Source organism: Streptomyces sp. NBC_01334 (assembly GCF_035983595.1).
Classification (GTDB): domain Bacteria; phylum Actinomycetota; class Actinomycetes; order Streptomycetales; family Streptomycetaceae; genus Streptomyces; species Streptomyces coriariae.
In genome coordinates this window covers 736,480-763,290 of record NZ_CP130718.1, presented here as the reverse complement: position 1 = coordinate 763,290, position 26,811 = coordinate 736,480, and the positions used below count along the sequence as shown (strand labels likewise).

Sequence of the window (26,811 nt, the reverse complement as noted above, 5' to 3'; positions counted from 1 at the left end):
TTCCGATCAGTCCGGCGCCATGCCACAGCGGCGCCACAGCCGTACATCCGTTGTCGCGCTGTGGCTGGAGGGACCACTCCCGGAGCGCTGGCGCGGCGACTTGCCCCCGTGTTTCCGCGGCGCCCTCCAATCATCGAGAGGGAGGACACCCCATCATGGCCCGGCGCATCCGACGCAATGCCGTCATCTCGCTCGTCGCCTCGTCGTTCGTTCTGGGGGCCACGGTCGCCCTCGCACCTGTCGCCACCGCGACACCCGCTCTGGGGACGTACACAGTCGTCAACGACGGTGAATCCACCCAGCCGCTGAGTCTCAGGGCCAGCGTAAGGCCGCGGACGGGCGACGGCCCGCTCGAGGTCACGGATGAGGGGCGGGGCGTCGTGATGCGCGTACCGCTCGAAGGCGGTGGTCGGCTTGTGGTCGAACTGACCCCGGACGAGGCAGGAGCTCTCGCCGACGCACTCAAGAACGTCGTCAACGACGGTGAATCCACCCAGCCGCTGAGTCTCAGGGCCAGCGTAAGGCCGCGGACGGGCGACGGCCCGCTCGAGGTCACGGATGAGGGGCGGGGCGTCGTGATGCGCGTACCGCTCGAAGGCGGTGGTCGGCTTGTGGTCGAACTGACCCCGGACGAGGCAGGTGCCCTCGCCGACGCACTGAAGAACGTCGTCGGATGATGTCGTCGGTCAGTGAGACTCAGAAGTAGTTGTCGTACCGCGGAGGCTTACGGTCGAACGTGACTTCCCGGTCGAGTGATCTTCTGGCGGGCGGGGCAGAAGGCAGGGCCTCCCGAACAGCTCGTGGTGTCGAATCCATGGAGTGTCAGGAGGCCCTGTGCCGCAGTCATGCGTGCTGTTGCCCGCGGAGTCCAACTCGGCCGTCCCATCGTGTGGTTGCCTCGCCTGTACGGGAAAGCGGCCGACCATGCCAAGCGGGTCCGCCGGTATCCGTGGGACTTGACCAACGCGGAGGGGGCCGTGGTCCTGGCCGTGCCGCCGGTGCCGCCGTGGACGGAAGGGCGAGCGGGCAGACGGGGGACTACTGCTACCGGCAGGTGATCGCCGCGATCCTCTACCTCGTTCGCGTCTGATCAGCGGAAACACGGACGTGACGTCCGGAAGGACAACGGCTTCTTAAGTACTCCAGTGAGAATTCGCGTCCTGAACTGGTTGTTGTTTGCCAGTGCCAGTGCCAGTGGCGTGCGGTGGCTTGGTGGCCTCCTGGGCCTGGGCTGGTGGGACATCGCGTGGTGATCGTGATGCCGGAGTCCGGCTGGAGCTGAGAGCGCCTGCGGAGCGTCCGAGCGCAACGAGATCCGACACACCGCAGGTGTTGCTGACAGCCCCGTCCCATAACCTCGTACGTGGGACGTCCGATGCCATGGATTTCCACTGTGAGGAGGCGATGGTGCCCGGTAGGGGAATGCGTCTGCTGACAGGCGCCTTGATCGTGGCCTGCGTGGCGCTCGTGGGCCACAGCGCACGGAGTGGTGCCCCGTCCGCCAGGTCACTGCCCGTCGAAGCCGTCAGGGATGTCGTACCGAACCGGGTCATGACGTGGAACATCTGCAACCCCTGCGAGGAGAGCAACGTCGACCGGGCGGCGGAGATTGCCACGTATGCACCCCAGGTCATCGGCCTGCAAGAGGCGTGCGTGCGTGACGTCGAGGGGATACGGGACGAACTGGAGAGACGTCACGGACTGGTCTACCACGTCGAGTACGGGACGGTTCTTCAGAATTGGGGACGTTGTGGGGGAGTGCCGTGGAGTCCGGGGGGCTACGGCCAGGCGGTGCTCTCGGCGGCACCGATGACAGACCTCGTCAACGTGGAATATCCCGACGGCGGATCCGAAGACCGCGGATACATGGCAGTCACCACCACTGTGGGCGGCCAGCGATTGCGGGTCTTCAACACGCACCTTGCCGAACGACGTCAAGAGGCGGTCCGAGCAGACCAGACCGGCGTACTCGCCGCTGAAGTCGCCCGGCACAAGCGCGCGATCGTTCTCGGCGACTTCAACGCCGTACCGGACGCCCCCGAACTCACCGGGATCTGGGAACTGGCCGCGGATGCCGACCCCCGGTGCCGTCCCTCGCTCACCGGCGACTGCAAGACGACCACCGACTGGCAGAGCAAGTTCGACTACATTTTCCTGCGAGGCGTCGTCTCGCTCAAGCACGGTGTGCATCCGACCTCGTACTCGGACCACGATCTGGTGCACGCCGACCTGGGCACAACGTAATCGGGCATTGCGGCCGGCTCGACCGGTGTTCTCGAGAGCCAGCCGGCAGCGGAGTCTTCTACGGTCTCTACGGCGCCCGGGACCCGTGGAACGGCGACAGGGACCCGTGGGACCGGCATGACGCGGCCGACCCGTCCGACCCGGCCTTCCCGCCCCGCACGGAACCGGTGCTCAGCCGGTTGTACCCGACGCACGAGGACTACGTGAGCAAGGCGCGGGCGGCCGCGCAGGCTTCCACGGACGCCGGACACCTCCTGCCGGAGGACGCGACGACGGTCGTCACCGCCGCCCAGGAGTCGGAGATCGGCGGCTGACACTCGATCAACTGCCTTGTGCCGCCAACACTCTCGTCGTCAACCGCCGCGCACGGTGGGCCACTGCACAGCGCCGAGCCGATCGGACCGCCGTCGCCTCGTTCCAGATGCGGCTGTGCGGGCGGTGGCTCGGCGCTGCCGATGAGAGCGGGACGACATTCCGGGTGGCCTCGCCGGACGTCCGGCCGTACGGGTAACTTGATCATGATCTGGGCGTGCCTGCCGAGGGGCAGGGGTAGGAGAATATGCAAGGGCGGAGGAACATTGATGAGTGAACGTCAGGGCTGCGAGTGGTCGGCGATGACGCCGGCGGACTTCGACCGGGACGTCCCGCTGCGTCTGAACGTGGGGACGGGACCCACCCCTGTGCCGGCCGAACCCGACGAGTACGGCACGGTCCCCCTCTTCGGCAAGGAGCCGTCCGCCCGGCAACCCGTCCGGCGCAGCGGGGGCCGGTCCGGCCCCGTGGAGCAGGACGAGCTGTTCTGACCAGGCCGGGACGACGGCCATGAAGTGAACAATCACGCGCGCTGGGTGGCCGTGAACGGGCCGCGTGCGGACGCGGGGAGGGCCCGTCGAGGCGATCCTGTGCCCTCGCACAGCCCCGCCGCGGCCCCGCTGTGCCACCGCCTCCTACGTGCCCCGTCCGCTGTACGCGGCCTCGACCTGCTGATGGCATGACCGCCATGTCTTCCGCATCCCCTGCACCGCCAGGCCCGTACGAACCGTATGACCCGGACGTACCGAACGGGCCGTACGTACTGAACAGCCCGTACGCGCCGAAAGCCCCCTCCGCTGCGACGACTTCGTACGCGGCACCGGCACCGGCACCGGAGCGCCGAGCATGAGCACCGGCGACGGACACTCGTTCGCCATCGTGGTCTTCCTCGTCTTCGTCGCGGTGTCCCTGCTCATGTGCGGGCTGGCGGCGGCCGACCTGGACGACCCCGAGCACTTCTACGCGGGAGGCAGCGCCGCCTTCGGCCCGGTCGGCAGCGGACTCGCCATCGCCGGCGACTACATCTCCGCGGCCACCCTGCTCAGCACCACGGGCTCGGTCGCCCTCGACGGCGCCGACGGCATGCTCTTCGCCTGCGCCACCGTCGTCTCGCTCTACCTGGTCATGCGGATCCTGGCCGAACCCCTGCGCCGCGGCGGCGTGTTCACCCTGGGGGACTTCTTCGCCGACCGGCTCGGCGACCTCTCCGTACGCCGCGCTCTCGGTGTCGCCACCCTCGTCGTCCTCACCCCGCTGCTTCTGGTGCAGCTCTCCACCGCGGGTCACATCATGGTGGCCATGTTCGGCCTCCCCGACGGCGCGCTCACCGGCTGCACCGTCGCCGCCGGGACGCTGATGGTCTGTTACGCCGCGTTCGGCGGGATGCGCGGCATCGGCTACGTACAGGTCCTCAAGGTCGGTGTCGTGCTGACCGCGGTGCTGCTTGTGGCCGGGCTCGTCCTGGCCCGGTTCGGATGGTCACCGGCGGGCCTCTTCCACGCCGCCCAGGACCGATCCGAGGCGGGCGCCGACTACGCGCACCCCGGACTGCACTTCGGTCACTCCTTCGCCGGACGCCTCGACCTGATCAGCTTCGAGACCACCCTCCTGCTCGGCGCCGCCTGCCTGCCGCACCTCACCATGCGGCTGCACCCGCTGCGCGACGCCCGTACCGCTCGCCGGGCCGTCGGCTGGGCCGTGGGCCCCGTCACGGTGGTGTGCGCCGCAGTGGTGGTGGCCGGACTCGGCGCCTGCGCGCTGATCGGCCGGGACCTGCTGCGGGCCGCCGACCCCGGGGGAGCGACCGCGCTGCTGATGCTCACGGGCGCGCTCGACCCGGTCGCCGGGGGAGTCCGGCACAGCATGGTGTTCGCCACCGTCGCCTGCGCCGTCTTCGTGACCACGCTCGCGGCCGTCGCCGGTATCACGCTGGCGGCCGCCTCCAGCCTCGTCCGCGACTTCGGCGGCCGGCCCGTCCACGGAACCGCGCGCCGCTCGCCCGGCGGCGAGATCCGCCGGGCGCGGATCGGCATCGTCCTGGTCGGAGCGGCCGCCGTCGTGCTGGCCGTGATCGTCCAGGACCGCGGCCGACTGACACTGATATCGCTGTCGTTCACCGTCGCGGCCTCGGTACTCGCTCCGGTCCTGCTGTACGCGCTGTTCCTGCCCGGCCACACCGCCACCGGGGCGCGCTGGACCGTCTACGGGACCCTGCCGCTGATCGCGCTGCTCCTGGCGGGGTCACCCGCCGTCTCGGGCATGCCCACCGCGCTCTTCCCCGACCGCGACTTTCACTGGTTCCCGCTCCAGACCCCGGGGCTGATCACCATTCCCGCGGGCTTCCTGCTCGGGCTCATCGGCCGTACCCGCCCCGAGTCCCCGCGAGAATCCTGGCACCACGGAACGGGAACCATGCGCCGTGACGCACGCAGCCCCGACGCCGCGGGACGCTCCTGAGCCTGGTCCGCCGTCGCTCGGCAACGACTCGTGGGAGGCGATGCCACCCCCCCCGTGATCGGCAGTCCTGTCCATGGGGCGCCGGGCCGTGGCGGGTGACGTCGCCTCCGTCGTGCCCGGGCCCGGCAGTGGATCCCTTGCCCGGCCGGGGTGAGGGGGGTGCGGAGCGCGCGGCGTTCGCAGTGGGTTCTGCCAGATGGCGCAGTGGTGTGACGAGATGGGTTTGGGGACGTTCGGGTGGTTCGTAGCCGGTCGTGCAACCGTCGACCGGGCAGGCCGCCTCCTGGACACCAAGCGAACGCCGAATGCTGGAGGTTGTATGCAGGAGTGGCAGTACTCACCGACCGCCGTGACGGTGCCTGAACTCATCCTGGACCCCTACCGCTGCGGTTTCGACGCGCATACGACTCTGAGCGGGGCGGACTCCGGCGAGCAGTGGGGGGACGAGGACTGGCGCGTGCCGCCCCAGGCGCGGGCGGCCGAGGAGGAGGCACCGTGGCCTGCTCCCGACCCGAGCCGGCGGCTGCCCCGGGTGATGGCTCCGGCCGACCGGCGCCGCCTGGAGCTGCACGCGGCACTCATCCGGGCGGGAGTCGCGCCCGTGCAGGGGGACCTGCATGCCGTGGAAGCGTTGAGCGCCCTCGACGACACCGTCAACGAGGCCGTCCGGCGCTGGATCGCGGCCCACTGACCTTGGGGGCCTCGCTGTGGTCTCGGACTGAGAGATGTCGCCCTGGCCTGATGCGCCGCGGGCGACGCCGACCAGGACGCCCGACAGCTGCGAGGGAACCACCCCGGTAGAGGTGATCCGGGGCCGTTGAGGGTGTGCGGTGGTGCGAAAGAGCGCCTGCTGAGGGCCGGTTGACGGAAGTCGTCACTGGCGCCGAGCCCTCAGAGGCCCTCGTAGACCCCGGGGGCCGCTCACGGCTTGTCCCGGTGTCGTCGACCTGTGCGGGTTGCCTCCTCTAGCGCAGTGCTCGGTCGATCTCGAGGACGAGCAGGGTGACAGTGACGAAGGTCCCGCCTGCCCATTGGACGATGTCACGAGGTTCGGCATGCATCGCTTGGGCGACCAGTGCTGCGGCGAAGGCGAAAGTCAGGCCGGACAGCAGGGCGATGAGAACCAGAAGCGCGCGGTGCGGCGGCGGTATCGGGGGCGGAGGCGGGGTCATGAGTGCCTCCCCCTTCCCCGGGCCAAGATCGACACGGCGTACCGCTGGATCGCCGGCGACCGAAAGAGCAGGCCGGTGAGGGTCTGGCTGTTGATGTGGATCGGGCTAGTATCTGCCATGAGGCTTCCTTCGTGCGTTCACTGCGGGAAGGTGCTTCACATGGAGGAGTTCTCGACTTCAAGCTGTGCCGGCTGGGTCGGGAACTTCTCCCCTCACAACGCGCGCGTAGCAAATCGCGCGTATGCATGCCTTTTTATGGCTGGTATCGGTCTTGCTTATTGCGCCTGAGGCGCATCACGTTTTTGCTGCGCGTGGGCTCCTCCTATGTCGTGGTGGAACGGTGGCGATTGAGCGGCCTTGGCAGTCGCGTCGCCTGGCGTCATACTGCGGGAGCAAGCCTGAACGCGCGGGGCACGCAGGGGGAGGGTGGCCTTGTCGGATCCGGTCCGAGCCTGGCGTAAGAGTTCCGTCAGCGAGAACACCAATTGTGTGGAAGTGTGCTTGCACAGTGATCGAGTTCTCGTTCGGGACTCCAAGTGTCCCGATGTTTTCTTGCTGGCCATGGGTGCCCCTGGTTGGCGACATTTCGTCTCGGCTATCCAGCGCGGTCAGGCAGCGTTCCGTGTGAAGTGATCTGCTATGTCAGATCGTCCGACACCTGCGACTCGCTGACGGGCCTTGCGAACTCGTTCTCCACCTCCCAGAAGGCTTCGAGGTAGTCCTCGACACTGCGGTGCACGCCTACGGTTGCTTTGTCGCGAAGAATGACACTGCCATCCGGGTTCTCCAGATACACCACCCTGTCCTGTTCCGTGCTGGGAAACTCGAAGATCACATATGGTGACCGCAGCAGTGGATACAGGCCGGCTTCAAATGGGATGATGCCGACCCGTACGTGAGGGAGTTGACTGACTTCCTTGAGGTGGTCGAGTTGCGCGCGCATCACCGCGGGGTTGCCGACGACGCGCCTCAGAGCCGCCTCGTCGATCAAAAAGCGCAGCTCTGTTCCGGTGGAACCCTGCAGCAACCGCTCCTGGCGCCGCATGCGGAGATCCAGGAGGTCTTCCTTCTCGGGGACGACGGAGCGGGCGAGGATGGCGCGGGCGTACTCCTCGGTCTGCAGCAGTCCCGGGATGAACAGGACTTCGAAGTTCCGCACCACTGATGCGGACGCCTCGTAGCCGAGATAGGACTTGAAGCCCTCGGACAGGATATTGCGATATTCCTGCCACCATGGCTGACGCCTTGCTTCCTGAGCATGGACGAGAAGTTCGGCGGCCATCTCCTCGGGGACCCCGTAGAAGGTGATCAGAGCTCTCAGGTCGGTGATGGAAATTTTGGTCCGACCGGACTCCAGTCGCATGATCTTCGACAAAGACCACACCATCTCTTCAGCCACTTCGGGCTGTGAGTACCCCGCCTTTTTGCGTGCCGCCTGCAATTGGGCACTCAGACGCTTGCGGAGGTACATGGGGTCGGCGTCAGGCATGAAGATCTCCTCGAGGTGCCTCAAGTCGGTTCGCAGCCAAGCTTCCTGACTCTGTGTAAGGCGACCAGGGTCGCAAGGCTACGCGGATTTTTGCCACGTGTCACTATGCCGCTTTCAGTGTGCATCCCGAGTCAGATCGGGATGAGGGACGGCGGTGGCGTGAGAGGAAAAACGAAACCCACGTGGGGTTTTGTGATGAGCGAGCAATAGCGGAATCACCCGTTCGAGGGATGGCGGGGCGGTCCCCCTGTTCGCTCCGTACACAGCTCAATGCTGAACGGGTGGTGCAGTTCTGACCATGTGTGGCGTTGCCGACGCTTTGCGGCAACGGCTTCGGTTTCTGCTGCACGGTCCTGTCGTAGTGACCGTGCGGAAAGCGTCTCAATGTCTCTCGGCTGCACGGCTGGGTTTCATCGGTCCAGTCGATGATGTGCCAACTGCGCACGCGCAGACTGGTGTTCGCCTCCCGATCGGGGAACGGCGTAGATCTTCAGTCGACCGGGGCGCCGCCTGATGGGGCAGGGCCCGGTTGTCCCGGTTTCAGGTGCAGGGCCGGACCGTCGACAGCCGTCGGCCATGGCTCACGCCGCTGCCGCGGACCGGTCCGCTCCGCAATGAATGGACCTCGCCGCTCAGCTCGCAGGTGGGGGTAAGCGGCCGGCGGGCGAGCTGATCGGCGAGGAGCCTTTGCCCTTGGTGTCCCGGAGGGGGCACGGCCAGGGTTTCGCCCGGAAGGCCGGCCCACTCGTGCCGAGGAGGCGCGGGTGCGTCGGGCGGGGGATCCCGGGGACAAATGGGTGCCGGGCGCTTCCTGACCTTGAGTCCGCAGCTGCCTGAGAGTGCGCCCGGCCTGACCGTCACCTGGACCACGGCCGAGCGGATCCACAAGGGTGCCGTAGCGCGGCGGAGAGCGAGAGACGGTGTCCTGTGCGGCGAAGGTCAGCCGCTCACTGCCCGCAGTGCGCCCGGCCTGCGGCCGTTGAGGCGGTCGAGCGCAGCGGTTGTGGCCTCGTCGGCAGGCATGTGCACTACCAGGCGTTGGCCCTCGTCGGGCAGCACGAGTGTTTCGAACGACAGACGCAGACGGCCCGCCTCGGGGTGCTCGACGACCTCGGTCCCGAACCGGGAGGGCAGGGCCGGGGCAGCGGCCAGCCGGTCTCTGAACGGCGCCCCCACCGCTGCTGTCAGTTCCTCGGCCAGGGCGGCGACATGTGAGTCGTGCAGCGAGGCCTCGTTGCGCAGGTGGGCGACCTGCTCGTCGGCCAGCCGGTCCCACCCGGGGAACACGGTGCGGGCCCGGTCGTCGGTGAACAGGTATCGCACCATGTTGGGCGGGTCGCCGTCGAGCAGGCCGAGCGGGCGGGCGTAGCGCTCGTAGCCCTGCGTGCAGGCCACGAGGTCACCGAGCCAGTTGAACAGGGCGGCCGGCGCGGGCTCCAGACGGTCCAGCAGCGCCCGGAAAGTGGGGCGCACCGTGCGTACCGGCGGTGCGGTGACCGACCGGCACAGCTCCTTGCCCTCGCCGTTCTCCTTGGCCAGCCGGTGCAGCAGGAGACGGTCCGCCGGAGACAGCAGGAGGATGTCGCCGAGGGCGCTGAGGATCTTGGGCGAGGGGTTGCGGTCACGTCCCTGTTCGAGCCGGGTGAGGTATTCGACGCTGATGCCGGCGAGGGTGGCCAGCTCGGCGCGGCGCAGCCCCGGCGTGCGACGGCGAAAGCCCGCGGGCAGGCCCACCTGAGCAGGAGTTACGGCTTCGCGGCGGGTGCGCAGGAAGGTGCCCAACTCGTTGTCGTTCACCTCTCGAACGTACAACGTGTCCTGACGCGGAGGGTGGCCCTGTCACTACCACTCTTCGCCCGGTCTCCCTCCTTCGCCGTGGAGCTCGCACGATGAGGTCATGAGCAATGACATCTCCCCCAACACGCCCACCACGTCCGTCGTCGCGCTGCCCCTTGTTCCCGGTGAGTGGGAACTCGACCCCCATCACGCGGCGGTCAGTTTCACCGTCCGCCACCTCGGGATCAGCAAGGTGCGGGGCCGGTTCACCGAGTTCACGGCCGGGCTGTATGTCGGTGAGGCTTTCGACGACGTGCGTGTGACCGCCGAGATCGCCCTTGCCTCGATCGACACCGGGAACGCGGACCGGGACGCGCACACCCGCTCTGCCGAGCTGCTCGACGTGGAGAAGCGGCCGACGATGACGTTCCGCTCGACGCGGATCTCCGAGCAGGGCGAGGACTGGTCGATGGCGGGAGACCTGACCATCGGGGACGTGACCTGCCCGGTCACGCTCGCCGTCGAGTTCGGCGGGCTGGTGGACTCCCCTGTGGACCAGAAGCAGCACGCCGGGTTCGAGGCGACGGGTGAGATCCGGCGTAGCGACTTCGGGCTGGACTTCGCGCCCGGGCTGCTCGGTGACGTCATCAAGATTCACCTGGACATGCCGTTCGTTGCACCGCAGGGTCAGGGCGCCTGACCGGGGACGTGCGGCGCCGTTGGCGGAGCTGGGGCCGCAGGGCGCACGTGTTCGGCGAGGTCGGCGTACCGGGTGCGCGGGGCCTCGCCGCGCGCCCGGTGGATGCCGAGGACGCGGACGGCCACGGTGGCGGAGACCGCGGCGAGGACGGCCTGACGTACTGCGGCGTTGCGCGGCACTCTCGCCGCAGCGGCGCAGGCCTCAGCGCGCCGCTGCTCGGACCTGATGGCCCCGGCCGGATGACCGGCGCGCACGGATATGGACCGTGACCGGGAAGAGCCTCGCTCGGAGAAGGTCAGGCTGCGCCCGGGGGAGTGGCCGAAGCGTCCGCGCGTTCAGGCCATGAGGTGCCGAGATCGCGGCGCATGGCCACCTGTGCTTCCTCGGCCGCCGCGAGATAGGCATGAAGATGCCCGCCGAACTCCGGGCTCCCTCTGGCCGAGCCCCGTGCCACCAGGTCGCGCAGGTCACGAACCCTCCAAAATGCCTGATTGACCGGTTCCATGACCTCCCATGGAGCGATCAGGGCGAGCTCGTAGCGCAGGGGATACAAGTTGCGGGACACGAACACCTCGTGAGCCGCGGCTTGCTTCTCCTCTGCCGGACGTCCGTCGTGGGCGAGCTCATCCAGCCGCTGGTAAGCGTCCGACAGCGCTCCCATGAATGCCGCATACGCCTGCCGACGCGTGTCCTGGCCGAGGGCCGCACGGTCACGACGCCAGCGAAGCCGATCGGCAAGAAGCGTCGATCCGACGCCGATCCCAGCGCCGATCAAGGTGTTCACAGGGGCCAACCAGTCCATGAGCCGGACCCTATGGTGAGATCCGCTCGGCGGTGAAGGCCGCCGACCGAAGCACTCGCAGAGCGTTCGGTCACATGTGACTGAACGTCGCAGTCGGCCCTTCGTGCTCGGCAAACCCCTGAGGCCGGGGCCCGGGCGCGGGACATCGTCGTGTCCCGAGCTGACGTGCCCGGCCTCATCCGTCGGTGTCAGCCTGCGACATGGATGCCGGGCCGGCGGGCGGGGTCGGGTTGGTGCCGGCGGATGATCTCGCGGGTGACGGGGGCGGTGTCGCCGCGGCCGAGGAGGAAGTAGCGGAACATGTGGGTCAGAGGGCTGCCTTCGGCCCAGGCGAAGTAGCAGTGCGGCTGTACGCCGGTGGTCTCGTGCAGGGTGAGAAGGATCGCGGCGATGGCGTTCGGCGCGGCGGGGGCTTCGGCTCGCAGGATGCGGTATCCGTCGATCTCGACGCCGTGAACGGTGAGGGTTTCGCTGAAGTCGGAGGGGTCGACCACGTCGATCTCGAGGAACAGGATGTCGGCGAGGCCTGGCACGGGGTTGGTGGCACGCTGTTCGCGTTCCTTGTCGGCGTACTCGGCGCCGTCTCCGGCCTGGCGGCGGTTGGTGATGATGTTGATGGCGTTGTCGTGGGCGAGGGTGTCGGTGATGAATCGGCGGGCGGCCTCGTCGAACACGATTTTGTCCGCGCGCAGTTCGGTGGTGCGTGAGATGCGGGAGATCAGCGAGACGGTGATGATGCCGACGATGAACATCGCGGAGATGGTGATGCCGTCCGGCTTGTCGATGATGTTGGCCACCAGCGCGTAGAGCAGAACCGTGGTGAGCGCGGCGAACCCCACGGACAGGGTGCGTTGGCGGCGGCGCAGTGCGGAGACGGTGACGGCGAAGGCACCGGAGACCATCATGGCGAGGATGCCGGTGGCGTAGGCGCCGGCCTGGGCGTCGATGTCGGCGTCGAAGGCGATGGTGATGACGACGCACAGGGCTGTGTAGACGAGCACGACGGGGCGTACCGCGCGACCCCATTCGGGGGCCATGCCATAGGCGGGAAGATAGCGCGGGACGATGTTGACCAGTCCGGCCATCGCGGAGGCGCCCGCGAACCAGAGGATCAGGATGGTGCTGACGTCGTAGGCGGTGCCGAAGGCTTCCCCGACGTGTTCGTGGGCCAGCCAGGCCAGGGCCCGGCCGTTGGCCGCACCGCCCGCCTCGAACTCCTTGTGCGGGATGAGGACGGTGGTCACGAAACTGGCGGCGAGCAGGTAGACGCTCATCACGAGTGCGGCGGTCGTGAGCAGTCTGCGGGCGTTGCGGATACGCGACTTGAGCCGCTGCTCGGTGCTCTCGCCCTTGGCGGAGATGAGCGGCATCATGCTCACTCCGGTCTCGAATCCGGACAGGCCCAGCACCAGCAGCGGGAAGGCCAGCAGCGCGGGCTCGGCCAGGTCACCGAGTCCGCGGCCTTCGGTGAGAGCGCCGGTCCAGGCCGAGAAGGCGTCCGGGCCGGTGAACACATCCACCAGGCCGACGCCGATGGTCACCGCGTTGAGGGCGAGGAAGACGGCGACCAGAGGGATGGCCACGCTCACGGCTTCGCTGAACCCGAGCAGGAAGACCCCGCCGAGGAGCACGAGGAGCGCCACGGTGATGACGACCTCATGTCCCTGCAGAGCATGCGGGGCGTAGGAGCTCTCCACCAGGTGTACGGAGGCGTCGGCCGCGGACAGGGTGATCGTGATGATCCACGAGGTCACCACGAACCCGAGCAGGACCAGGACGAACAGTTTGCCCCGCCAGAACGGCAGCAGGTCCTCGAGCATCGCCACCGATCCGGCCCCGTGCGGACTCTCGCCGGCCACCCGCCGGTACATCGGCAGCATCCCCACCAGGGTCAGCAACACGAGCAGCAGAGTGGCCAGCGGCGAGACCGCACCGGCTGCGAGGGCGGCGATGGCCGGCACGTAGGCCAGGCTGGAGAAGTAGTCGACGCCGGTCAGGCACATCACCTTCCACCAGGCATGAGACTCGCCCGCGCCCGCCTCCGCCGCTGGATCGACCGGCTGCACCCGGTGTCGCAGCAACCACCGCGCCAGAGTGCCGCCTCGGCGCTCCGGTGCGGCAGGATCGTCCACCACGTCCACCGCGGCCAGATCGCTCACGTCGGTCATATCCCCCACACCCTTCGACCCGCTCAGCGGGCAGGGCTCCGCAGCCCTGCAAACGATCACCGAGTATGCGGCCCACCGGCGCCTTCCCCCTACCGGGACGACAGCCCGCAGAAATACACGCATCCCCGCCCTTCTGCCCCGCCACTCACGTCGTGTGCGTGCCGAGCACAGAGGAAAAGGCCTCGCAGTCCCGACACATCACGGTCGCCGGGAACCGTGCTGCCGTCAGAGTCGACATCTTTGATGTCGCGTTGGTGTCGCGTGCTCGACCTCCTGTCGTTCACGCGCTCTCCGAGGGAGGCCGTCCGTGCTTTCGGCGCTGCTCAGTATCGTGGCAGGACTGCTCCTGCCCGTCGCTGTCCTCATGCTGATCGTCGGCAGACCGTTGCTGTGGGGCCCCGAGGCGCTGGAACTGCCCTGGCGTCTCCTCTACGTGGCGGTCCTTGCCGCGCTCTTCCTGCTGATCGGCCTGGCGTTGTGGACCGATTCAAGTTGCGGCGCCGACTGCGAACCAGTGGTGACGCCCGTATTCCCCTGAGACGTGCAGCGGACCTCGCAGACGATCGAGCCGGGAGTCCGCTCCCGTGACGGGCGGGCCGTCTGCGGACGTACCGGCAGGAGTCTGTTCCGCTCGGACCGCCACGCCGGTTTCCCACGGACTCCCGGCGGACTTCCCCACGGATTCCCGCACCCTCCGGCGCGGGCCCGCCGGCCGGTTCGCACCCGAAATGCCCCGCGAAATCCCTGGTGAAGAGGGTCGCCGTGGCTGCTAGTCTTCGCGTCTCGTCGCACACTCGTGCGCACACCACACCACTCGTCGCATCTGTCCCGTGGGGGGATCCTGTCATGACCCAGTCAACGCCGCCGCCGTCCGAGGGCAACCCGTTCGCCCAGCAGCCCGCGGCGCCGGGCGCCCCGCAGCCCACCGACGGCAACCCCTATGCCCAGCAGCCCGGTGCCGCCCTGCCTTCCCCGGCCCCGTTCGCGCCCGCGGCCGCTCCGGCCCGCAACAACCTCGCCCTGGGCCTGGTCGTCGCCGTCGTCGTGGCCCTGGTCACCGCCGGCGTCTACGGCGGGATCGTCGGCGCGACCGAGTACGAGATCGGCTACGCAGCCGTCGGCGTCGGCTTCCTCATCGGTTTCGCGGCGGGCAGGATCGGTGGCAGCAACCCGGTCTTGCCCGTGGTCAGCGCCCTGCTGTCGCTGGGCGCGGTGTATCTCGGTCAGCTCATCGGCATCGCGATGATCGGCGCCGACGAGCTCGACGTCTCCGCGACCTCGCTGTTCACCGAGCACTTCGACCTGCTGACCGAGGGCTGGAGCGAGACGGCCGACGCGATGACCTTCCTGTTTCTCGGCATCGGTGCGTTCGCCGCGTTCTCCGGCGCGAAGAAGGCCGCCCTGTAGAAACGCGGGTGCCGCGTGCACCCGCAACCCGCGCATGAGCACGCGCAGCGCGCGAGTCTCGAGGTGCGCGGGCAGTCCACCGACAGCACCGACCAGGGCGGCCCCCTGGCACCGGACCGGCACCCGCGACTTCGGCTTCGCCGCGTACCGGGGTGCCGGTCCGGTGTCCGCCTCCTGCGTCTGACAGGAGCGACCGCCCGGCGCGGCTGAGCGGCGAACGGGGATCACGCACGCCTGGGGGAGGGGACGAGCCCGCCCGCCAGCTGGGCCAACGGCGTTCCACACGCCCACAGTTGAAGACGAGGGCCGTCGATCAGATACGTGTGGGGCTCGCGCGAGGCCCACACCTCGTCGCGGTGGGTGAACGTGCCCCGGTGCACGACGAGCCGCAGGGGAGGTCCGGCTCGCCCCCGTACCCGCAGCCGCGCCCGGCAGGAACAGGCCGACTCCTCGTCGGGCAGCGGCTCGGCCACGGGACGGAACGCCACGTCGAGCAGCCGTCCGACGCCGTCGCGGGCGGCGAGATGGTGGGTGTCGTGCCGAGAGGGCGGCAGCACCCGCCAGCCGTCCCGCCGGAGCATCCGGGCCACGGCGAGCACCAGCTCCGGCATGTCCAGCTCCGCCAGCTCCGGGGCGGTGTAGTACCCGCCCCGCCGCCGGGCGGGCCGCCTCGACAGACGGCTCAGGACGGCGGCGACCACCGCCGGCGGCGCGAGCAACAGCGCGCAGGCCGGACCGCCGAACTCGCGGTAGACCAGCGCGAGCCCCCCGAGTGCGGCGCCCACGAGGACGACCGTCGCGGTGAGGGCGGGCAGCACCTCGCGCAGCCTTGGTCCGTAGCGGCCCGACGCGCGCAGTTCGCGCACGGTCCGTCGGCGTCGGGCCCGCGCCGAATCGCCGGTCCGCGCCCGCTCCCGCCTGCGTGCCATCAGGGCCGGCCCCCCACCCCATACACAACGATGCGTAGGGGGTGGATACCCGGCCGGATCGGGGATCGCGCCCGGATGCCACTTTTCCGCCATGGCCTTGGCCGAAGAGTGCTCAACGGGCCGTTGTCAGTGGTGGGTGACAAGCTGCTGGTCATGGACGAGGTTGAGTTCTTGCGGGGCCGGGTCTACGGCGCCGACCACGACGACGCGGCACCCCGCCCGGACCGCACGTACGCGCAACTCGTGGGCGGCCCGCTGGACGGCCTGCTGCTGGACGTCACGGACCGGACCCGGCACGAGCTGCGCGAGGTGGCGCTGATCACGGAGATAGGCCGCTACGGGCCCGGCGGCCGCGCCCTGTACGGGCGACGCACCGGCGACGACCGCCGTTTCGACTGGCTGGGTGACGCGCCGGGCGCCCCCTGAACCAGCCCTGGTCCCGCAGCGCTGTTACTTCAGGTACGGCCCGTCGGCGCCGATCTTCCCGGGCCCGTTCAGTACGTACACCCGTAGGTTGCCCTTGCCCGGGGCGGCCACCGACAGGGTGCCGTTCGAGACGCTCTTCATGTCACCCGTGACGGCGTCCGTGTACGTGCCGTTCGGGATGCCGGTGAAGCTCGCCCCGCCGGTGACCGTCACCAGCGCGAAACTGTCCGTGCCGCCGCTGGTCCAGCGGCGTTTGAAGGCCATCCCACCGCTGATCCCGTCGGTCGAGTACTGGCCCGTCTGCAGGGCCGGTACCGCCCGACGGATCTGGTTCAGCCGCTGGAGGTGCTTGACCAGTGGCTGGGCCAGTGTCGTGGCGACCGTGCCGCTCGCACTCGCGACCGTGCCGAAGTCCGAGGCGGTGACGGAACCGGCCAGGTGTTCGCCGAAGTAGGCGCGCCCGGTGGACGCCAGCGGGCAGCTCGGCCCGCAGTCGATCTGCTTGCCCTTCTGGAACTCGATCTCCGAGCCGTAGTACAGCGTCGGGATGCCGCGGAAGGTCCACATGAGCGCCATGTTCTCGGCCCAGGCGTCGGTGCCGCCGCTGTAGCGCGTGCTCGACTTGTTCGGCCCGTAGTCGTGGCTGTCCACGTAGACCACGTTGTAGGTGGCGTCGTTGACGCTGTCGTCGGAGTCCTTGCCGTTGCTGAAGGCGTTCTGCGCGTCGCCGAAGTTCATGTGCATCCGCATGTCGATGATGTTCATGCCGGAGAACCGGCTGCGGTCGGGCGTGTGATAGCTGTTGCCGCTCAGGAAGGCGTTGGTCGACGTCGGCTGGTTTCCGGTGCCGAGGTCGTTCTCGTAGGTGAACTGCTCGATGGCCGCCGTCTCGTCGTCCGCGCTGTACTCCTTGCGCTCCTTCCAGGTGAAGAACTGCGCGGAGTGGTTCACGGAGCCGCGGTTCCACTTGTCGTTGACGAAGGCGCCGACCTCACCGAAGACGAAGAAGTTCCTGGCCGCCTCCGTACCGAACTTCTGGGTCACCCGATCGTAGATGGCGGGCAGGAAGCGGCGGTTCCAGGTGACGCGCGGGATGTGGACGGCCGTGTCGATCCGGAAGCCGTCGACGCCCATGTCGATGTACTTGTCGTAGGCGCCGATGAGGTAGTTCTGCACGGGCGTCGACTCGGTGTCGAAATCGGCCAGGTCCTCGTGCAGCCAGCAGGAGCGGGAGTCCTCGCCCTCCCAGTTGCCGATCCAGCACCGGTGGTAGTAGGCCTTGGGGAACATGCCCGAAGTGGGGCTCGGCCACTGGCAGTTGTAGAGGGTGTAACCCTCGGCGCTCTTGCCTCCGGTGGGCTTTCCCCAGTTCAGACAGGTGTTGCCGGTCGGCTCGGCCGTCGACCACAGGTCGCCGTTGTAGTACGACTTCCCCGACTTGGACTCCACGGTCAGGCCGTCGTACGCGAAGCCCTCGGCCTTCTCGTCGTAGTACCAGCTCCACTGGGAGTCGCGGACCCCGTACACGGTCGGCGTGAACAGGCCCTTGGCACCCCAGCGAGAGCTGTGGTTGTAGACGACGTCCTGGTAGATCTTCATGCCCTTGGCGTGCGCCGCGTTGATCAGGTCCTGGTAGGAGGCGCCGGCGGACTCCAGGCGCGGGTCGACCTTGTAGAAGTCGTAGCCGTGATAGCCGTGGTAGTCGTAGTCCGAACGGTTGAGCACGACGGGCGTGATCCAGACCGCCGAGAAACCGAGCGCCTTGATGTAGTCGAGCTTCTCGACCAGGCCCTTGAAGTCCCCGCGGAACATCGGGTCGTTGTTCGCCGCGTTGCCGGATTTGACGTGCTGGCTGCCGCCGCGGTCGTTCGCGGTGTCCCCGTCGTGGAAGCGGGCGGTGAGCACGAAGTAGATGGGGTCCTTGCGCGGATCGGTGCCCAGTGGGGTGCCGGCCGCCGGGGCCGGTGCGCGCTCACCGGTCGTCGCGGTCGCCGCGGTGGAGGCGGGCGAGGTGTTGCCGGCCGCGTCGACCGCCTTCACCGTGTACGTGTAGGTGGTCTTCTCCTCGAGCCCCGCGTCGGAGAGGACCGTCGAGCCGACATCGGTGACCACCGTTCCCGAGGTGCCCCCGGTGCGCGTGACCTGATACTTCGTCACGCCCTTGTTGTCGGTGGCCGCGTCCCAGCTCACCACCACGGACGTGTCGGTGGCGCTCGCCGTGACCCTGGCCGGGGCGGTCGGTGGCTCGGTGTCGGGCACCTCGGCCGCGCAGGGGTTCGCCGCGCCGGAGGTGACCGTCCGGTCCTGCACGGTCGTGGTGCCGAGCGGGATCGTGTAGTCGGCGCTGTTGTTGTTGTCCCACACTCCGTTGCCGTTGTTGAACGCGGCCTTGAGCGACGTCGCCGTACCGATGTCCAGGGTCTTCTTCCACCAGCCCGTGCAGGCGGCCTGCATGCCGACGCCGGGGGTCGCCGTCCAGGATCCGGCGGCGGGCGCGTAGTGGATGTTGGCGGTGGTCCATCCGGAGGTGGCGGTCGAGTAGTAGACGGTGGCCTCGTTGCCGCTGCCCGTGTCCGTGCCGGCGCACGGATCGCTGTGGGCGATCACTCCGTCCTTGACGGTCACGGCGCCGGTACCCAGGGCGTAGTTGCCGCCGCCGTTGTTGTCCCAGGTGCCGCTGCCGTTGTTGAAGGTGGCCTGGAGCCCCGCGGCCGAGCCCAGGTCGACGGTCTGCTTCACCCAGTCGGCGCAGGCGGCCTCCATGAGTACGCCGGGGACCGTGGTCCAGGTGCCGCCGTCGGGGGCGTAGTGCAGATAGGTCGCGGACCAGTTCTTCGTCTTCGTGTAGTAGAAGACGGTCGCCGTGTTGGAGGCGGCGGCCGTTGTCCGCAAGGGGAGTGGGTCGGGTTCGGACGGGCCCGCGAGCAGTCCGAACAGCCCGGCCGCCGCCATGGCGGCGGCGAGCGGACGTGGTGACCTGCGTCTGCGGGGCGTTGTCGGTGCGCGCCTCATGGCCTCTCCCGGTACGGGCAGCGGATGGAGGGAGTCGCCATGAAAGGGCAACCGGCAACTTCCTGAAAGGACTTGCGCACGGAAGTTACAGGGGCATGACACCTCCGTAAAGGGATCGCGCGGTACCGGAGAAGAGGCGGGCCACCTGTGCCGGAGCGAACGGAACGATGGCTTCCAATCCGGGAGGGTGATCAAATGTGCGAATGTCCACAGGATTCACACCCGCCTCCCGGGTGACGACCGCCGCGCCGACGGTCCGCCACGGCTGGCACAAGCTGCTGATCGGCCTTGTTCTGCTGGGGCGGGTCGCGCGTGTCCCGGCCGCCATGGACGCCACGACGGGGGCGACCCCTTCGGGCTGGTGGCACGTGGTGTGGGAGGTGCTCGCCCTGGTGCTGGCCGCCTTCGCGGTGAGTGAGTGGGAGATCCTCCGGGCGGCATCCTGGCGCATGTCCGTCATGCAGTGGATCTGCATGGTCGTCTTCCATGTCGGCCTGCTCGGTTTCCTGACCTCTCAGGTGCTCCAACTGTTCTAGTTCCCGGCCCGCGTGACGGTGGGTCAGTGACGGTGGGGCCGTTTGTTCGATCGCACGAACATGGCTTCGATGGGTTACTTCTGTCGCCGAGCCTTGATAGGAAACTTTCCTGTCAGTCGCAGTGCAGTCTCACCCCACCCCCCACTCCTCACCTGGAGCCACTGTGGTGCACATATCCCGGCCGGTCGACGGCCCCACCCCCACCCCCACCTCCCGCCGCTTCTTCCTCGCCCTCACCGGCGCCCTCGCCGCCGCGCCGCTCCTCGACGCCCGCCGGGCGACCGCGGCGACCGCGGCGAAGAGCCTCGACGACCCGGCGAAGAAGGAGATCGCCATGAAGCTGGTGTCGAGCGCGGAGAACTCCTCGCTCGACTGGAAGGCCCAGTACCAGTACATCGAGGACATCGGCGACGGCCGGGGCTACACCGCCGGCATCATCGGGTTCTGCTCCGGAACCCACGACATGCTCGACCTCGTACAGCTCTACAGCGACCGCAAGCCCGGCAACGTCCTCGCCAAGTACCTGCCCGCCCTGCGCGAGGTCGACGGCACCGACTCGCATTCCGGTCTCGACCCGAACTACCCGAAGGACTGGCGCAAGGCCGCCCAGGACACGGCCTTCCAACAGGCCCAGAACGACGAACGCGACCGCGTCTACTTCAACCCCGCCGTCCGGCAGGGCAAGACGGACGGCCTGCGGGTCCTCGGCCAGTTCGCCTACTACGACGCCATCGTCATGCACGGCGACGGAACCGACCCCACGAGCTTCCGCAACATCCGCAAGCGGGCGCTGTCGAAGGCGAAGCCGCCGGCCCAGGGCGGCAACGAGACGACGTATCTCAACGCCTTCCTCGATGCCCGGGTCTGGGCCATGAAGCAGGAGGAGGCGCACAGCGACACCAGTCGGGTCGACACCGCCCAGCGAGTCTTCCTGCGCAACGGCAACCTCGACCTCGACCCGCCCCTGGACTGGAAGGTGTACGGCGACAGCTACCGCATCGGCTGACCGCCTCCGCGTGATCCCGGCTGGAGGCGGCGCGCCAGTCTGCGGCCCCACGCCTGGCCCGGTACCTCGACGTACCGGTAGGTCAGTGCGCACAGCGGCAGCAGCACGGCGAAGAACGCCGCCTCCAGCGCGGGCACATCCCGCCGCCACCGGCCGACCGTGCCGTCGGTCACCGCCAGCAGCACCGGATGCACCAGGTAGACCGAATAGCTGATCGTTCCCAGCGCGGCCAGCGATCGCGGTACGCGAAGACGGCGTGCCGCCAGTCCGGCGCCGAAGGTGAACGCGGCCGCCAGGAACGCCAGGATCCAGCCGCGCCGGGTGAAGTGGGCGCCGTCGCCCTGCCCGTACGCACTCCCCACGGCGCAGGCGAGCACCACGGCCGCCGTGCCGGCCACGCACCACCGTCCGCCCCCGCCGTTCTCGGCCCGGTGCACCCCGGTGCCCAGGAACATCACGGCGAGAATCACCAGCCCCTCCCACATCGCGACCGTGCCGTTGAAAGCGACCAGGACGAGCGCCGACACCCCGCCCAGCACACCTGCGGCCACACGGAGCACGGGTGCCCCGGAGCTCGCGCAGCAGATGGCGAACACCAGGGCGACCGTGGCGAGCGCGACCAGCGGGCCGGTACCGACCGCGCCGGAGAGCGCGGAGACCGGCAGTCGGCCCCCCACTGCCGCGCTCGCGGCGGCGAGTGCGGCCAGGGCGCAGGCGATCGCCGCAGATCGACGGTGCAGACGGACCGTGAAGAGCGCGACGGTCAGCAGATAGAAGGCCATCTCGTAGGAGAGGGTCCACAGGACGAGAAGGACGCTCGGCGTCCCCAGCAGCTCCTGGAACAGGGTGACATGGGCGACGGCGACCGTGGTGAGGCTCTGCCGGCCCAGACCGGCGCGCAGCTCGGCGACGCCCAGCAGGTCGAGCGCGAGCACCGCGGTGACGGCGGCCGCCCACAGCGGGTACATGCGGAACACCCGTCCGATCCAGAACGACCGGACGCACCCCCGGCGCTCCAGTGACGCGGGGACGATGTACCCGCTCACCAGGAAGAACAGCATGACGCCGTACCGTCCGATGGTGAACTGCGGCATCAGTTCCTGCCGGAACTCCGGCAGGAACGCGTACGACGAGTGGTCGAAGACCACGGCGAGAGCCGCGACGGCGCGCAACGCGTCGAGCCAGCCCAACCGCGCCGACGGGAGCGGAGTGAGTGACCGTTCAATTACTGAGGGTGACTTCTCCGGGCGTGGAGGAACCAGGGGCGGGGGTTGCATACGGGGACCGGATTCTGTGCGGGTGAGAGGTTCGTCAGGCCGGGACGGGCCCTAGTCGTCGGGCAGGGCTACCTTCATCGGAACGCAGGGCTCGGCCTGGCTCCTGGTGGAGTACAACTCGACCGCACGCGGCCGGGACATGCCCTCCATGTTCTCGAAGGTCAGTACGTTGCCCCGGCGCAGGGTGAAGTCCCAACCGGCCTTGATCGGGATGACGGGGACACGGTTGCCGAGCCTGTCGACGGCCCAGACCGGAAACGGGGTGAACCTGCTGCGCTCGCAGACATAGCCCGGAGCCAGCACGTCGATGGTCACCTCGATGCCCCACGCGCTCACCCTCGTCGCGAGTTCGCGCTGGGCCGCGACGTCGATCGTCTGCTCCTTCACGGTGAGCGTGACCGTGCCGTCTCCGTGGCGCTCCACCGCGTACGCCGTCGAGTAGGGCGACGAGCCGGGCAGCACCGCCGCGCCGAACCAGGCCGCCGCACAGGCGGCCGCGACGACGGCGATCCGGAGCGGGGTGAACAACCGGCGCACGGACGCCCTCGCTCCGCCGCCACCGGGTTCGACCGTGGCCGGCCCGGTCCGGCGGACTCCTGCCTCACGCAGCTCGATCTCCCTCTGGAGCTCGCCCAGGAGCCGGTCCTCGAACGTCCGCCTCGTGCTCATGCTTCCCCCCTCGCGATGTACAGCAGCGGTACGTCCGGTGTCGTGGCTTCCGTGGAGCTGGTGCGGGCGGCCGGGGGAGTCGCCTCCGCGGCCTGGGCCTCCGCCTCCCGCCGCAGCGCCTTGCGTGCCCGGTGCAGTCGTACGCGGGCCGTGACCTGGCGTATCCCCAGTGCGGCCGCCGCCTCCGTGACCGTGAGCTGGTCCACCGCGATCAACTCCATGACGGCCCGCTCGCCCTCGGGAAGCCTCGCCAGCGCGGCCAGGGCGCGCCGCCCCGGGCTCTCCGCGTCGAGTCTGTCCTCGATGCGGACGATGTCGTCGGCCTCCAGCAGCCGCCGCCCGGAGAAGCGCAGGTCGCGTTCCGTCTCCCGGGCGACCCGGCGTCGTTCCGACGACACCACGTTGCGGGCGATGCCGAACAGCCAGGCCGTCTCGCTGCCGAGGTCCGGCCGGTAGGAGTGCGCCGAACGCAGGACGGCGAGGAAGATCTCGGCCGTCAGGTCGGCCGCGGTGTGCGGGTCGTCGACGCGCCGGGCCACGAACCGCATCACCGCCTCCAGGTGGCGGCGGTAGAACTCCTCGAAGAGCCGCGGGTCACGTACCGCCGCGGCGGGCCCACCCGGTAACCGTTCCGCGTCGTCCACAGGCGTCTCCTTCTCGGGTCCTTCAAAGGCGCTACACCCGTTCTTGGAACGAGGTGCGAAAAGCGTTACAGAAAGAACCCGGGCCCGGTTCGAGACGGAGGTTCCGAGCGAAAGCGTGGCACTGTCGAGCACGCAACCGATCACTCGGTGCATGACAGAAGCGATCCGTGCGACACCTGCCGGGCGCGGTACACGCCGGAAGGAGAGTTCTCGGACGTGTTGGCCCTGTTGGGACTGGCGGCTCTCTTCGCGAGCCCGCTCTGGTGCATCGCCGTCCTCGTCAAGCTCGTCTCCGCAGCACTGCCGGGACGGCGGCCGGACCGGGCCGCGCACCTGTTGCGCTGGTCGGCCGGGATGGCGGTCGCGGCGGCCGTCGGCTGCTACCTGCTCTCGAGCGGAGCGGTGGCGTTCGCCGAGCACGAGTCCCGGTCCGGCGCCGACTCGTCCCCCGCGCCCGCCTGCCGGGGGGAGGAGGTCCCGCGGGAGACCCGTCTGCGCCTCGTGACCCACCGGGCCTCCTACTTCCCGCCCGCCTTCGACTGCGTACTCGACGACGGGACCGCCTACGAGAGCAGCGGCGTCTACGACACGCTGAACACGTGCGTCGTCGTCTTCGCGGTCGGCGCCGGTGCCCTCGTGGCGTCGGCCGGGTACGCGGCGGCCCGCCGGGACCGGGCGAGGCCCGTGCCGGGCGCGGACGGTGACCCGGGTGCCTCTCCGGGTGACACCTCGGACGACGAGGGGCCCGATGAAGGGGTGAGTGGTGCGGCTGGTGCGTAAGGGGTGGGTTCGCGGGTAGTCGCGCCGGTATGAACGGGGTACTGAAGGCGGTCCGGATGGAACCTGTCCCGCCCGACCAGGGTTCTTCCGCTCCCGGCGGGGACCCTGTCGAGACGACGGTGGCGCTGGACGGCAAGGACGGTTGCATCGCCCGGGCGCGCCGCCTCACGGGCGACTTCCTGCGTCGCGTGCAGAGCCGGGACGGCCTCGCCGTGTCGGACCGGGCCATGGATCTGTCCCAGCTCGTGGTGAGCGAGCTGGTCACGAACGCGCTCAGATACGCGCCCGGTCCGGTCCTGCTCCAGCTGCGCATCGCCGGGGCCGCGGTGGAGATCGTCGTCTGGGACAGCGATCCGGTGCTGCCGGTGCCCCAGGCGCCTGATCCGACGAGGGTGGGCCGGCACGGCCTGGAGATCGTGCTGGCCGTGGTGGAGAACTTCGTCGTCGCGCAGGAGCCGGTCGGCAAGCGGATCGTCGCCCGCCTGGGTCTGTCGGACTGACGCGGGCCGAGGCCGGCCGACGCGACGCGGAGCGACTCGGCGGACTCCGGCGGACGGTCATGCGCCTGTGCCCGGCCCGTATCCGTGACCCGGCGGCGGCCGGTACGTCGCGACTGCGCGTACCGGCCGCCGCTGACTCGTGTCAGGGCTGGAGAGGAAGGGTGGCGCAGTTGGACGTGACCGGCCTGCCGTTGAGCCGGTCGGTCAGCCAGGAGATCGCGTCGCCCTGGTCGACGAGCAACGGCGTGAAGTGGTTGATCAGGGACCGGCCGAGACCGGGCAGGATCACGGGCTTGTAGGTGACGTCGGCGCCCTTGGCGCACCATGCGACGGCCAGGGCGCGCGCCTGCGCGTGCGGTACCAGGTCGTCGGCGGTGCCGGTCGCCACCCGTACGGGGGACGCCGGCTCGAGGGCGCCGATGCGCTGGTCGGCCAGGAACGCCTTGAGGGCCGGCTCGGACTGGACGATGTCGCTGAGTGAGCGACCGTCCGTGGTCCAGTCGGTGCTGCTGGCCGAGTTGTAGGAGAGGAGGGCGTCGCCCACGCACATCGTCGACAGGTCCTTGAGCGCGGCGCGGCCGGCCGCGTTCAGGTGCGCTTCGGCGATCGGTACGAGAGCCGGATCGGACTCCAGGAAGCCGTTCACCGACCAGCCCAGCGCGCCGGCCAGGTCGCTGCCGTCGATGGCCTTGGTGACGGCGACCAGGTCGGCGGGCGGAGCCCCGGTGTAGGTCCCGGCGAGGCTGACGTCGGGGGCGTACGAGGGCTGGAGTTCGGCGGCGGCGGCCGTGGCCCCGCCGCCCTGGCTGTAACCGAACAGCGCCACCCGGGAGCCGGACGTCAGTGACGTGGCGTCGAGGGAGCGGACGGCGCGGACGGCGTCCAGGACGGCGTGGGCCTCGTCGACCCGGTTGACGTAGGTGTGCAGCCGGTCGGTCGTGCCCAGCCCGGTGTAGTCCGTGACCACGACGGCGATGCCCCGCGCGAGCAGACGGTAGATCGCCAGGTCCTCGTAACCGACCGACAGCGTCTGGCCGTTGACGACGAGCGGATGTTCGAGACCGAGCGAGGCGGCGCACTGGTCGCCCTGGCCCATCGTGCCGGGTGCCACGACGACCAGGGGCCGTGGTCCGCTGCCCGTCCAGCGGGCCGTCGGTTCGATGTACGCGCCGGTGACGGCCATGGGCCGGCCGGCCGAGTCCGTGGACTTGTACATCAGGCGGGTCGCCGTGCCGGGCAGCGGTCCGTCGATGCCCGGCAGGCTCAACGCCAGCGGCAGCGGTTCGGAGCGGATCAGGGTGCCGTCGGCCGCCGGAAGGGCGGCGGGCGGGTTGTAGAACGTGGGGATGGTGACGCCGCGCGAGACCACGGCGTCCGACTGCGTGGTCGCGTCGGCGGGTACGGCGGTGACGCCCAGGCAGGCGGCAGCGGTGACGGCTGCGGCGAGCAGGCGGGTGGGGGCGGGCATGGCGGACCTCCGGTGAGGGGGAGGCCGAGCCTTCGTCTGCGGCTCGGGTGGCGGACGGCCCGGTGGGTGCGGACCGTGACGACCGAGCGGCACGGGGCCCCGGTCGTCCACCGTTGCCCCGTACCGCTCTTAGACGAACTGTCAGGACCGTAGCGAGAGCTGGGTTACCTCGGGTAGCGGTCGGTAGGTTACGTTTCAGTAATATGACTGCCGAGTAGCAAGTTCGAAGCTGTCCTTCCGTCGATCACTCGCATCACAAAGGGCGGCCAAAAGCGGCCCCTTGGCGGCAATCTCCGACAAAACAAGACCGCGGGGTCGCCTGTCGCTAGCGTCCCGAGCCATGAACACCGACCGCACACGCGGCGCGCAGCTCGGCGACCACGACTCCCGTGACGACGCCTTCGTGCCACCCCAGCCCGGCACCCACCACTCCTCGACGCAGACGGCGACCGCGAGCGGCAGCGCCAGGATCACGCAGAAGAACACCCACATGAAGTTCTCGATCCCGGTGATCGGGCCCCTGCTCAGCATGGCGTACGCCCATCCGCTGATCGCCGGACTCACCGCCGTGGCGGTCGTCGGGGGAGGAGGCGCCGCGGTCACGGCAGCCCTGCCCGACGCGACGTCCTCGCCCTCGACCGCGCTGGTGCGCGGCTTCGTCATGGAACTGTCGGACGGCCAGAAAGCCCCCACGGGCTACGACTTCACCCCCACACCTCCCGTGGTCGCCGACGCAGGCACGGACGCTCTCTACGTCCAGGGCGGCCTTCTGATGTCCACCAACGGCAGGCTCGCCTCATGGGGCTCGTCCGAGGTGCCGACGGCGGAGGGCTGCCGGAAGGCCGTCACCGACGACCCGGTGCGCAAGACGTCCGTCTCCATCGGATACGCGGTGTGCTACCTCGACCGCAACGGCGACCCCGGCTACCTCACCTTCACCGCCTCCGACACCGACTCCGTCACCGTCGACACCGCTCATCTGGGCTGATCCGACCGCCGCCAACAGGCCCGTGTCGCCGGTGTGGTTGACTACGCTC

28 protein-coding genes and 1 pseudogene are annotated in these 26,811 nt (G+C 69.3%); 17 read left to right on the top strand and 12 right to left on the bottom strand.

Annotation, left to right across the window (positions count from 1 at the left end):
* Positions 1-305: 305 nt before the first annotated feature.
* The 7 genes and pseudogenes from OG736_RS03440 to OG736_RS03410 form a co-directional block, all read left to right on the top strand.
* Positions 306-476, top strand: a pseudogene (locus OG736_RS03440) (DUF3117 domain-containing protein); the annotation flags it as partial.
* Positions 477-500: 24 nt separating this feature from the next.
* The gene (locus OG736_RS03435; protein WP_327187502.1) at positions 501-677 is read left to right on the top strand and encodes a DUF3117 domain-containing protein; all 177 of its coding nucleotides are present in this window, start codon (positions 501-503) and stop codon (positions 675-677) included.
* Between the two features lie 727 nt (positions 678-1,404).
* The gene (locus OG736_RS03430; protein WP_327187501.1) at positions 1,405-2,244 is read left to right on the top strand and encodes an endonuclease/exonuclease/phosphatase family protein; all 840 of its coding nucleotides are present in this window, start codon (positions 1,405-1,407) and stop codon (positions 2,242-2,244) included.
* Positions 2,127-2,558 (top strand): alpha/beta hydrolase domain-containing protein, encoded by a 432-nt coding sequence (locus OG736_RS03425; protein ID WP_327187500.1) that lies wholly within the window; start codon positions 2,127-2,129, stop codon positions 2,556-2,558. The genes OG736_RS03430 and OG736_RS03425 overlap by 118 nt, the downstream gene beginning before the upstream one ends.
* Before the next feature lie 267 nt (positions 2,559-2,825).
* On the top strand, positions 2,826-3,047 hold the full coding sequence (locus OG736_RS03420; protein WP_327181078.1) for a hypothetical protein: 222 nt from the start codon (positions 2,826-2,828) through the stop codon (positions 3,045-3,047).
* Positions 3,048-3,402: 355 nt separating this feature from the next.
* Positions 3,403-5,013 (top strand): sodium/solute symporter, encoded by a 1,611-nt coding sequence (locus OG736_RS03415; RefSeq protein ID WP_327181077.1) that lies wholly within the window; start codon positions 3,403-3,405, stop codon positions 5,011-5,013.
* A 319-nt stretch (positions 5,014-5,332) separates the two neighbouring features.
* Complete coding sequence (locus OG736_RS03410; RefSeq protein WP_327181076.1) at positions 5,333-5,704, top strand: hypothetical protein; 372 nt, start codon at positions 5,333-5,335, stop codon at positions 5,702-5,704.
* Positions 5,705-5,978: 274 nt separating this feature from the next.
* Here OG736_RS03410 and OG736_RS03405 read toward each other — a convergent pair whose 3' ends face one another.
* Positions 5,979-6,185 (bottom strand): hypothetical protein, encoded by a 207-nt coding sequence (locus OG736_RS03405; protein WP_327181075.1) that lies wholly within the window; start codon positions 6,183-6,185, stop codon positions 5,979-5,981.
* Positions 6,186-6,611: 426 nt separating this feature from the next.
* Here OG736_RS03405 and OG736_RS03400 point away from each other — a divergent pair, with 426 nt between their 5' ends.
* Positions 6,612-6,818 carry a DUF397 domain-containing protein gene (locus OG736_RS03400; protein ID WP_327181074.1) on the top strand — a complete coding sequence of 69 codons (207 nt, stop codon included), beginning with the start codon at positions 6,612-6,614 and terminating at the stop codon, positions 6,816-6,818.
* A gap of 4 nt (positions 6,819-6,822) precedes the next feature.
* Here OG736_RS03400 and OG736_RS03395 read toward each other — a convergent pair whose 3' ends face one another.
* Both OG736_RS03395 and OG736_RS03390 read right to left on the bottom strand, forming a co-directional pair.
* The gene (locus OG736_RS03395; RefSeq protein WP_327181073.1) at positions 6,823-7,674 is read right to left on the bottom strand and encodes a helix-turn-helix domain-containing protein; all 852 of its coding nucleotides are present in this window, start codon (positions 7,672-7,674) and stop codon (positions 6,823-6,825) included.
* Positions 7,675-8,613: 939 nt separating this feature from the next.
* Complete coding sequence (locus tag OG736_RS03390; RefSeq protein WP_327181072.1) at positions 8,614-9,471, bottom strand: helix-turn-helix domain-containing protein; 858 nt, start codon at positions 9,469-9,471, stop codon at positions 8,614-8,616.
* Positions 9,472-9,571: 100 nt separating this feature from the next.
* On the opposite strand from OG736_RS03390, the gene OG736_RS03385 reads away from it, so the two are divergent.
* Positions 9,572-10,150, top strand: coding sequence for a YceI family protein (locus OG736_RS03385; RefSeq protein WP_327181071.1), 579 nt, complete (start codon positions 9,572-9,574; stop codon positions 10,148-10,150).
* Here the strand turns inward: OG736_RS03385 and OG736_RS03380 are convergent.
* The 3 genes from OG736_RS03380 to OG736_RS03370 all read right to left on the bottom strand — a co-directional run bounded on the left by OG736_RS03380 (position 10,138) and on the right by OG736_RS03370 (position 13,120).
* A complete protein-coding gene (locus tag OG736_RS03380) occupies positions 10,138-10,404 on the bottom strand; it encodes a hypothetical protein (RefSeq protein WP_327181070.1) in 267 nt (88 codons plus the stop codon). The genes OG736_RS03385 and OG736_RS03380 overlap by 13 nt on opposite strands.
* Positions 10,405-10,445: 41 nt before the next feature.
* Entirely contained in the window at positions 10,446-10,952 is a 507-nt protein-coding gene (locus OG736_RS03375) for a hypothetical protein (protein WP_327181069.1), read from the bottom strand.
* A 188-nt stretch (positions 10,953-11,140) separates the two neighbouring features.
* On the bottom strand, positions 11,141-13,120 hold the full coding sequence (locus tag OG736_RS03370; RefSeq protein WP_327181068.1) for an APC family permease: 1,980 nt from the start codon (positions 13,118-13,120) through the stop codon (positions 11,141-11,143).
* Positions 13,121-13,427: 307 nt separating this feature from the next.
* Here OG736_RS03370 and OG736_RS03365 point away from each other — a divergent pair, with 307 nt between their 5' ends.
* Complete coding sequence (locus OG736_RS03365; protein ID WP_327181067.1) at positions 13,428-13,658, top strand: hypothetical protein; 231 nt, start codon at positions 13,428-13,430, stop codon at positions 13,656-13,658.
* A 308-nt stretch (positions 13,659-13,966) separates the two neighbouring features.
* Positions 13,967-14,527 (top strand): hypothetical protein, encoded by a 561-nt coding sequence (locus OG736_RS03360; protein WP_327181066.1) that lies wholly within the window; start codon positions 13,967-13,969, stop codon positions 14,525-14,527.
* Positions 14,528-14,751: 224 nt separating this feature from the next.
* On the opposite strand, the gene OG736_RS03355 is transcribed toward OG736_RS03360, so the two are convergent.
* Positions 14,752-15,456 carry a hypothetical protein gene (locus OG736_RS03355; protein ID WP_327181065.1) on the bottom strand — a complete coding sequence of 235 codons (705 nt, stop codon included), beginning with the start codon at positions 15,454-15,456 and terminating at the stop codon, positions 14,752-14,754.
* A gap of 153 nt (positions 15,457-15,609) precedes the next feature.
* Between OG736_RS03355 and OG736_RS03350 the strand changes: the two genes are divergently transcribed.
* Positions 15,610-15,882: a hypothetical protein gene (locus OG736_RS03350; RefSeq protein ID WP_327181064.1), complete on the top strand. Its 273-nt coding sequence runs from the start codon at positions 15,610-15,612 to the stop codon at positions 15,880-15,882.
* 24 nt (positions 15,883-15,906) lie between these two features.
* Here the strand turns inward: OG736_RS03350 and OG736_RS03345 are convergent, their stop codons facing one another.
* Positions 15,907-18,894, bottom strand: a complete 2,988-nt coding sequence (locus OG736_RS03345; protein ID WP_327181063.1) for a carbohydrate binding domain-containing protein — start codon at positions 18,892-18,894, stop codon at positions 15,907-15,909.
* A gap of 203 nt (positions 18,895-19,097) precedes the next feature.
* Between OG736_RS03345 and OG736_RS03340 the strand changes: the two genes are divergently transcribed.
* Both OG736_RS03340 and OG736_RS03335 read left to right on the top strand, forming a co-directional pair.
* Entirely contained in the window at positions 19,098-19,430 is a 333-nt protein-coding gene (locus OG736_RS03340) for a hypothetical protein (RefSeq protein ID WP_327181062.1), read from the top strand.
* Between the two features lie 163 nt (positions 19,431-19,593).
* A complete protein-coding gene (locus tag OG736_RS03335; protein ID WP_327181061.1) occupies positions 19,594-20,436 on the top strand; it encodes a chitosanase in 843 nt (280 codons plus the stop codon).
* On the opposite strand, the gene OG736_RS03330 is transcribed toward OG736_RS03335, so the two are convergent.
* The 3 genes from OG736_RS03330 to OG736_RS03320 all read right to left on the bottom strand — a co-directional run bounded on the left by OG736_RS03330 (position 20,421) and on the right by OG736_RS03320 (position 23,026).
* Positions 20,421-21,626 (bottom strand): acyltransferase family protein, encoded by a 1,206-nt coding sequence (locus OG736_RS03330; protein ID WP_327181060.1) that lies wholly within the window; start codon positions 21,624-21,626, stop codon positions 20,421-20,423. The two genes, OG736_RS03335 and OG736_RS03330, sit on opposite strands and share 16 nt — an antisense overlap.
* Before the next feature lie 138 nt (positions 21,627-21,764).
* Positions 21,765-22,382 (bottom strand): hypothetical protein, encoded by a 618-nt coding sequence (locus OG736_RS03325; RefSeq protein WP_327181059.1) that lies wholly within the window; start codon positions 22,380-22,382, stop codon positions 21,765-21,767.
* On the bottom strand, positions 22,379-23,026 hold the full coding sequence (locus OG736_RS03320; protein WP_327181058.1) for an RNA polymerase sigma factor: 648 nt from the start codon (positions 23,024-23,026) through the stop codon (positions 22,379-22,381). The genes OG736_RS03325 and OG736_RS03320 overlap by 4 nt, the downstream gene beginning before the upstream one ends.
* Positions 23,027-23,242: 216 nt before the next feature.
* Between OG736_RS03320 and OG736_RS03315 the strand changes: the two genes are divergently transcribed.
* Positions 23,243-23,806, top strand: a complete 564-nt coding sequence (locus tag OG736_RS03315; protein ID WP_327181057.1) for a hypothetical protein — start codon at positions 23,243-23,245, stop codon at positions 23,804-23,806.
* 56 nt (positions 23,807-23,862) lie between these two features.
* On the top strand, positions 23,863-24,306 hold the full coding sequence (locus OG736_RS03310; protein ID WP_327181056.1) for an ATP-binding protein: 444 nt from the start codon (positions 23,863-23,865) through the stop codon (positions 24,304-24,306).
* Between the two features lie 142 nt (positions 24,307-24,448).
* Here the strand turns inward: OG736_RS03310 and OG736_RS03305 are convergent, their stop codons facing one another.
* The gene (locus OG736_RS03305; protein WP_327181055.1) at positions 24,449-25,774 is read right to left on the bottom strand and encodes an alpha/beta fold hydrolase; all 1,326 of its coding nucleotides are present in this window, start codon (positions 25,772-25,774) and stop codon (positions 24,449-24,451) included.
* Between the two features lie 340 nt (positions 25,775-26,114).
* Here OG736_RS03305 and OG736_RS03300 point away from each other — a divergent pair, with 340 nt between their 5' ends.
* The gene (locus OG736_RS03300) at positions 26,115-26,762 is read left to right on the top strand and encodes a hypothetical protein (RefSeq protein WP_327181054.1); all 648 of its coding nucleotides are present in this window, start codon (positions 26,115-26,117) and stop codon (positions 26,760-26,762) included.
* The last annotated feature ends 49 nt before the right edge of the window (positions 26,763-26,811 follow it).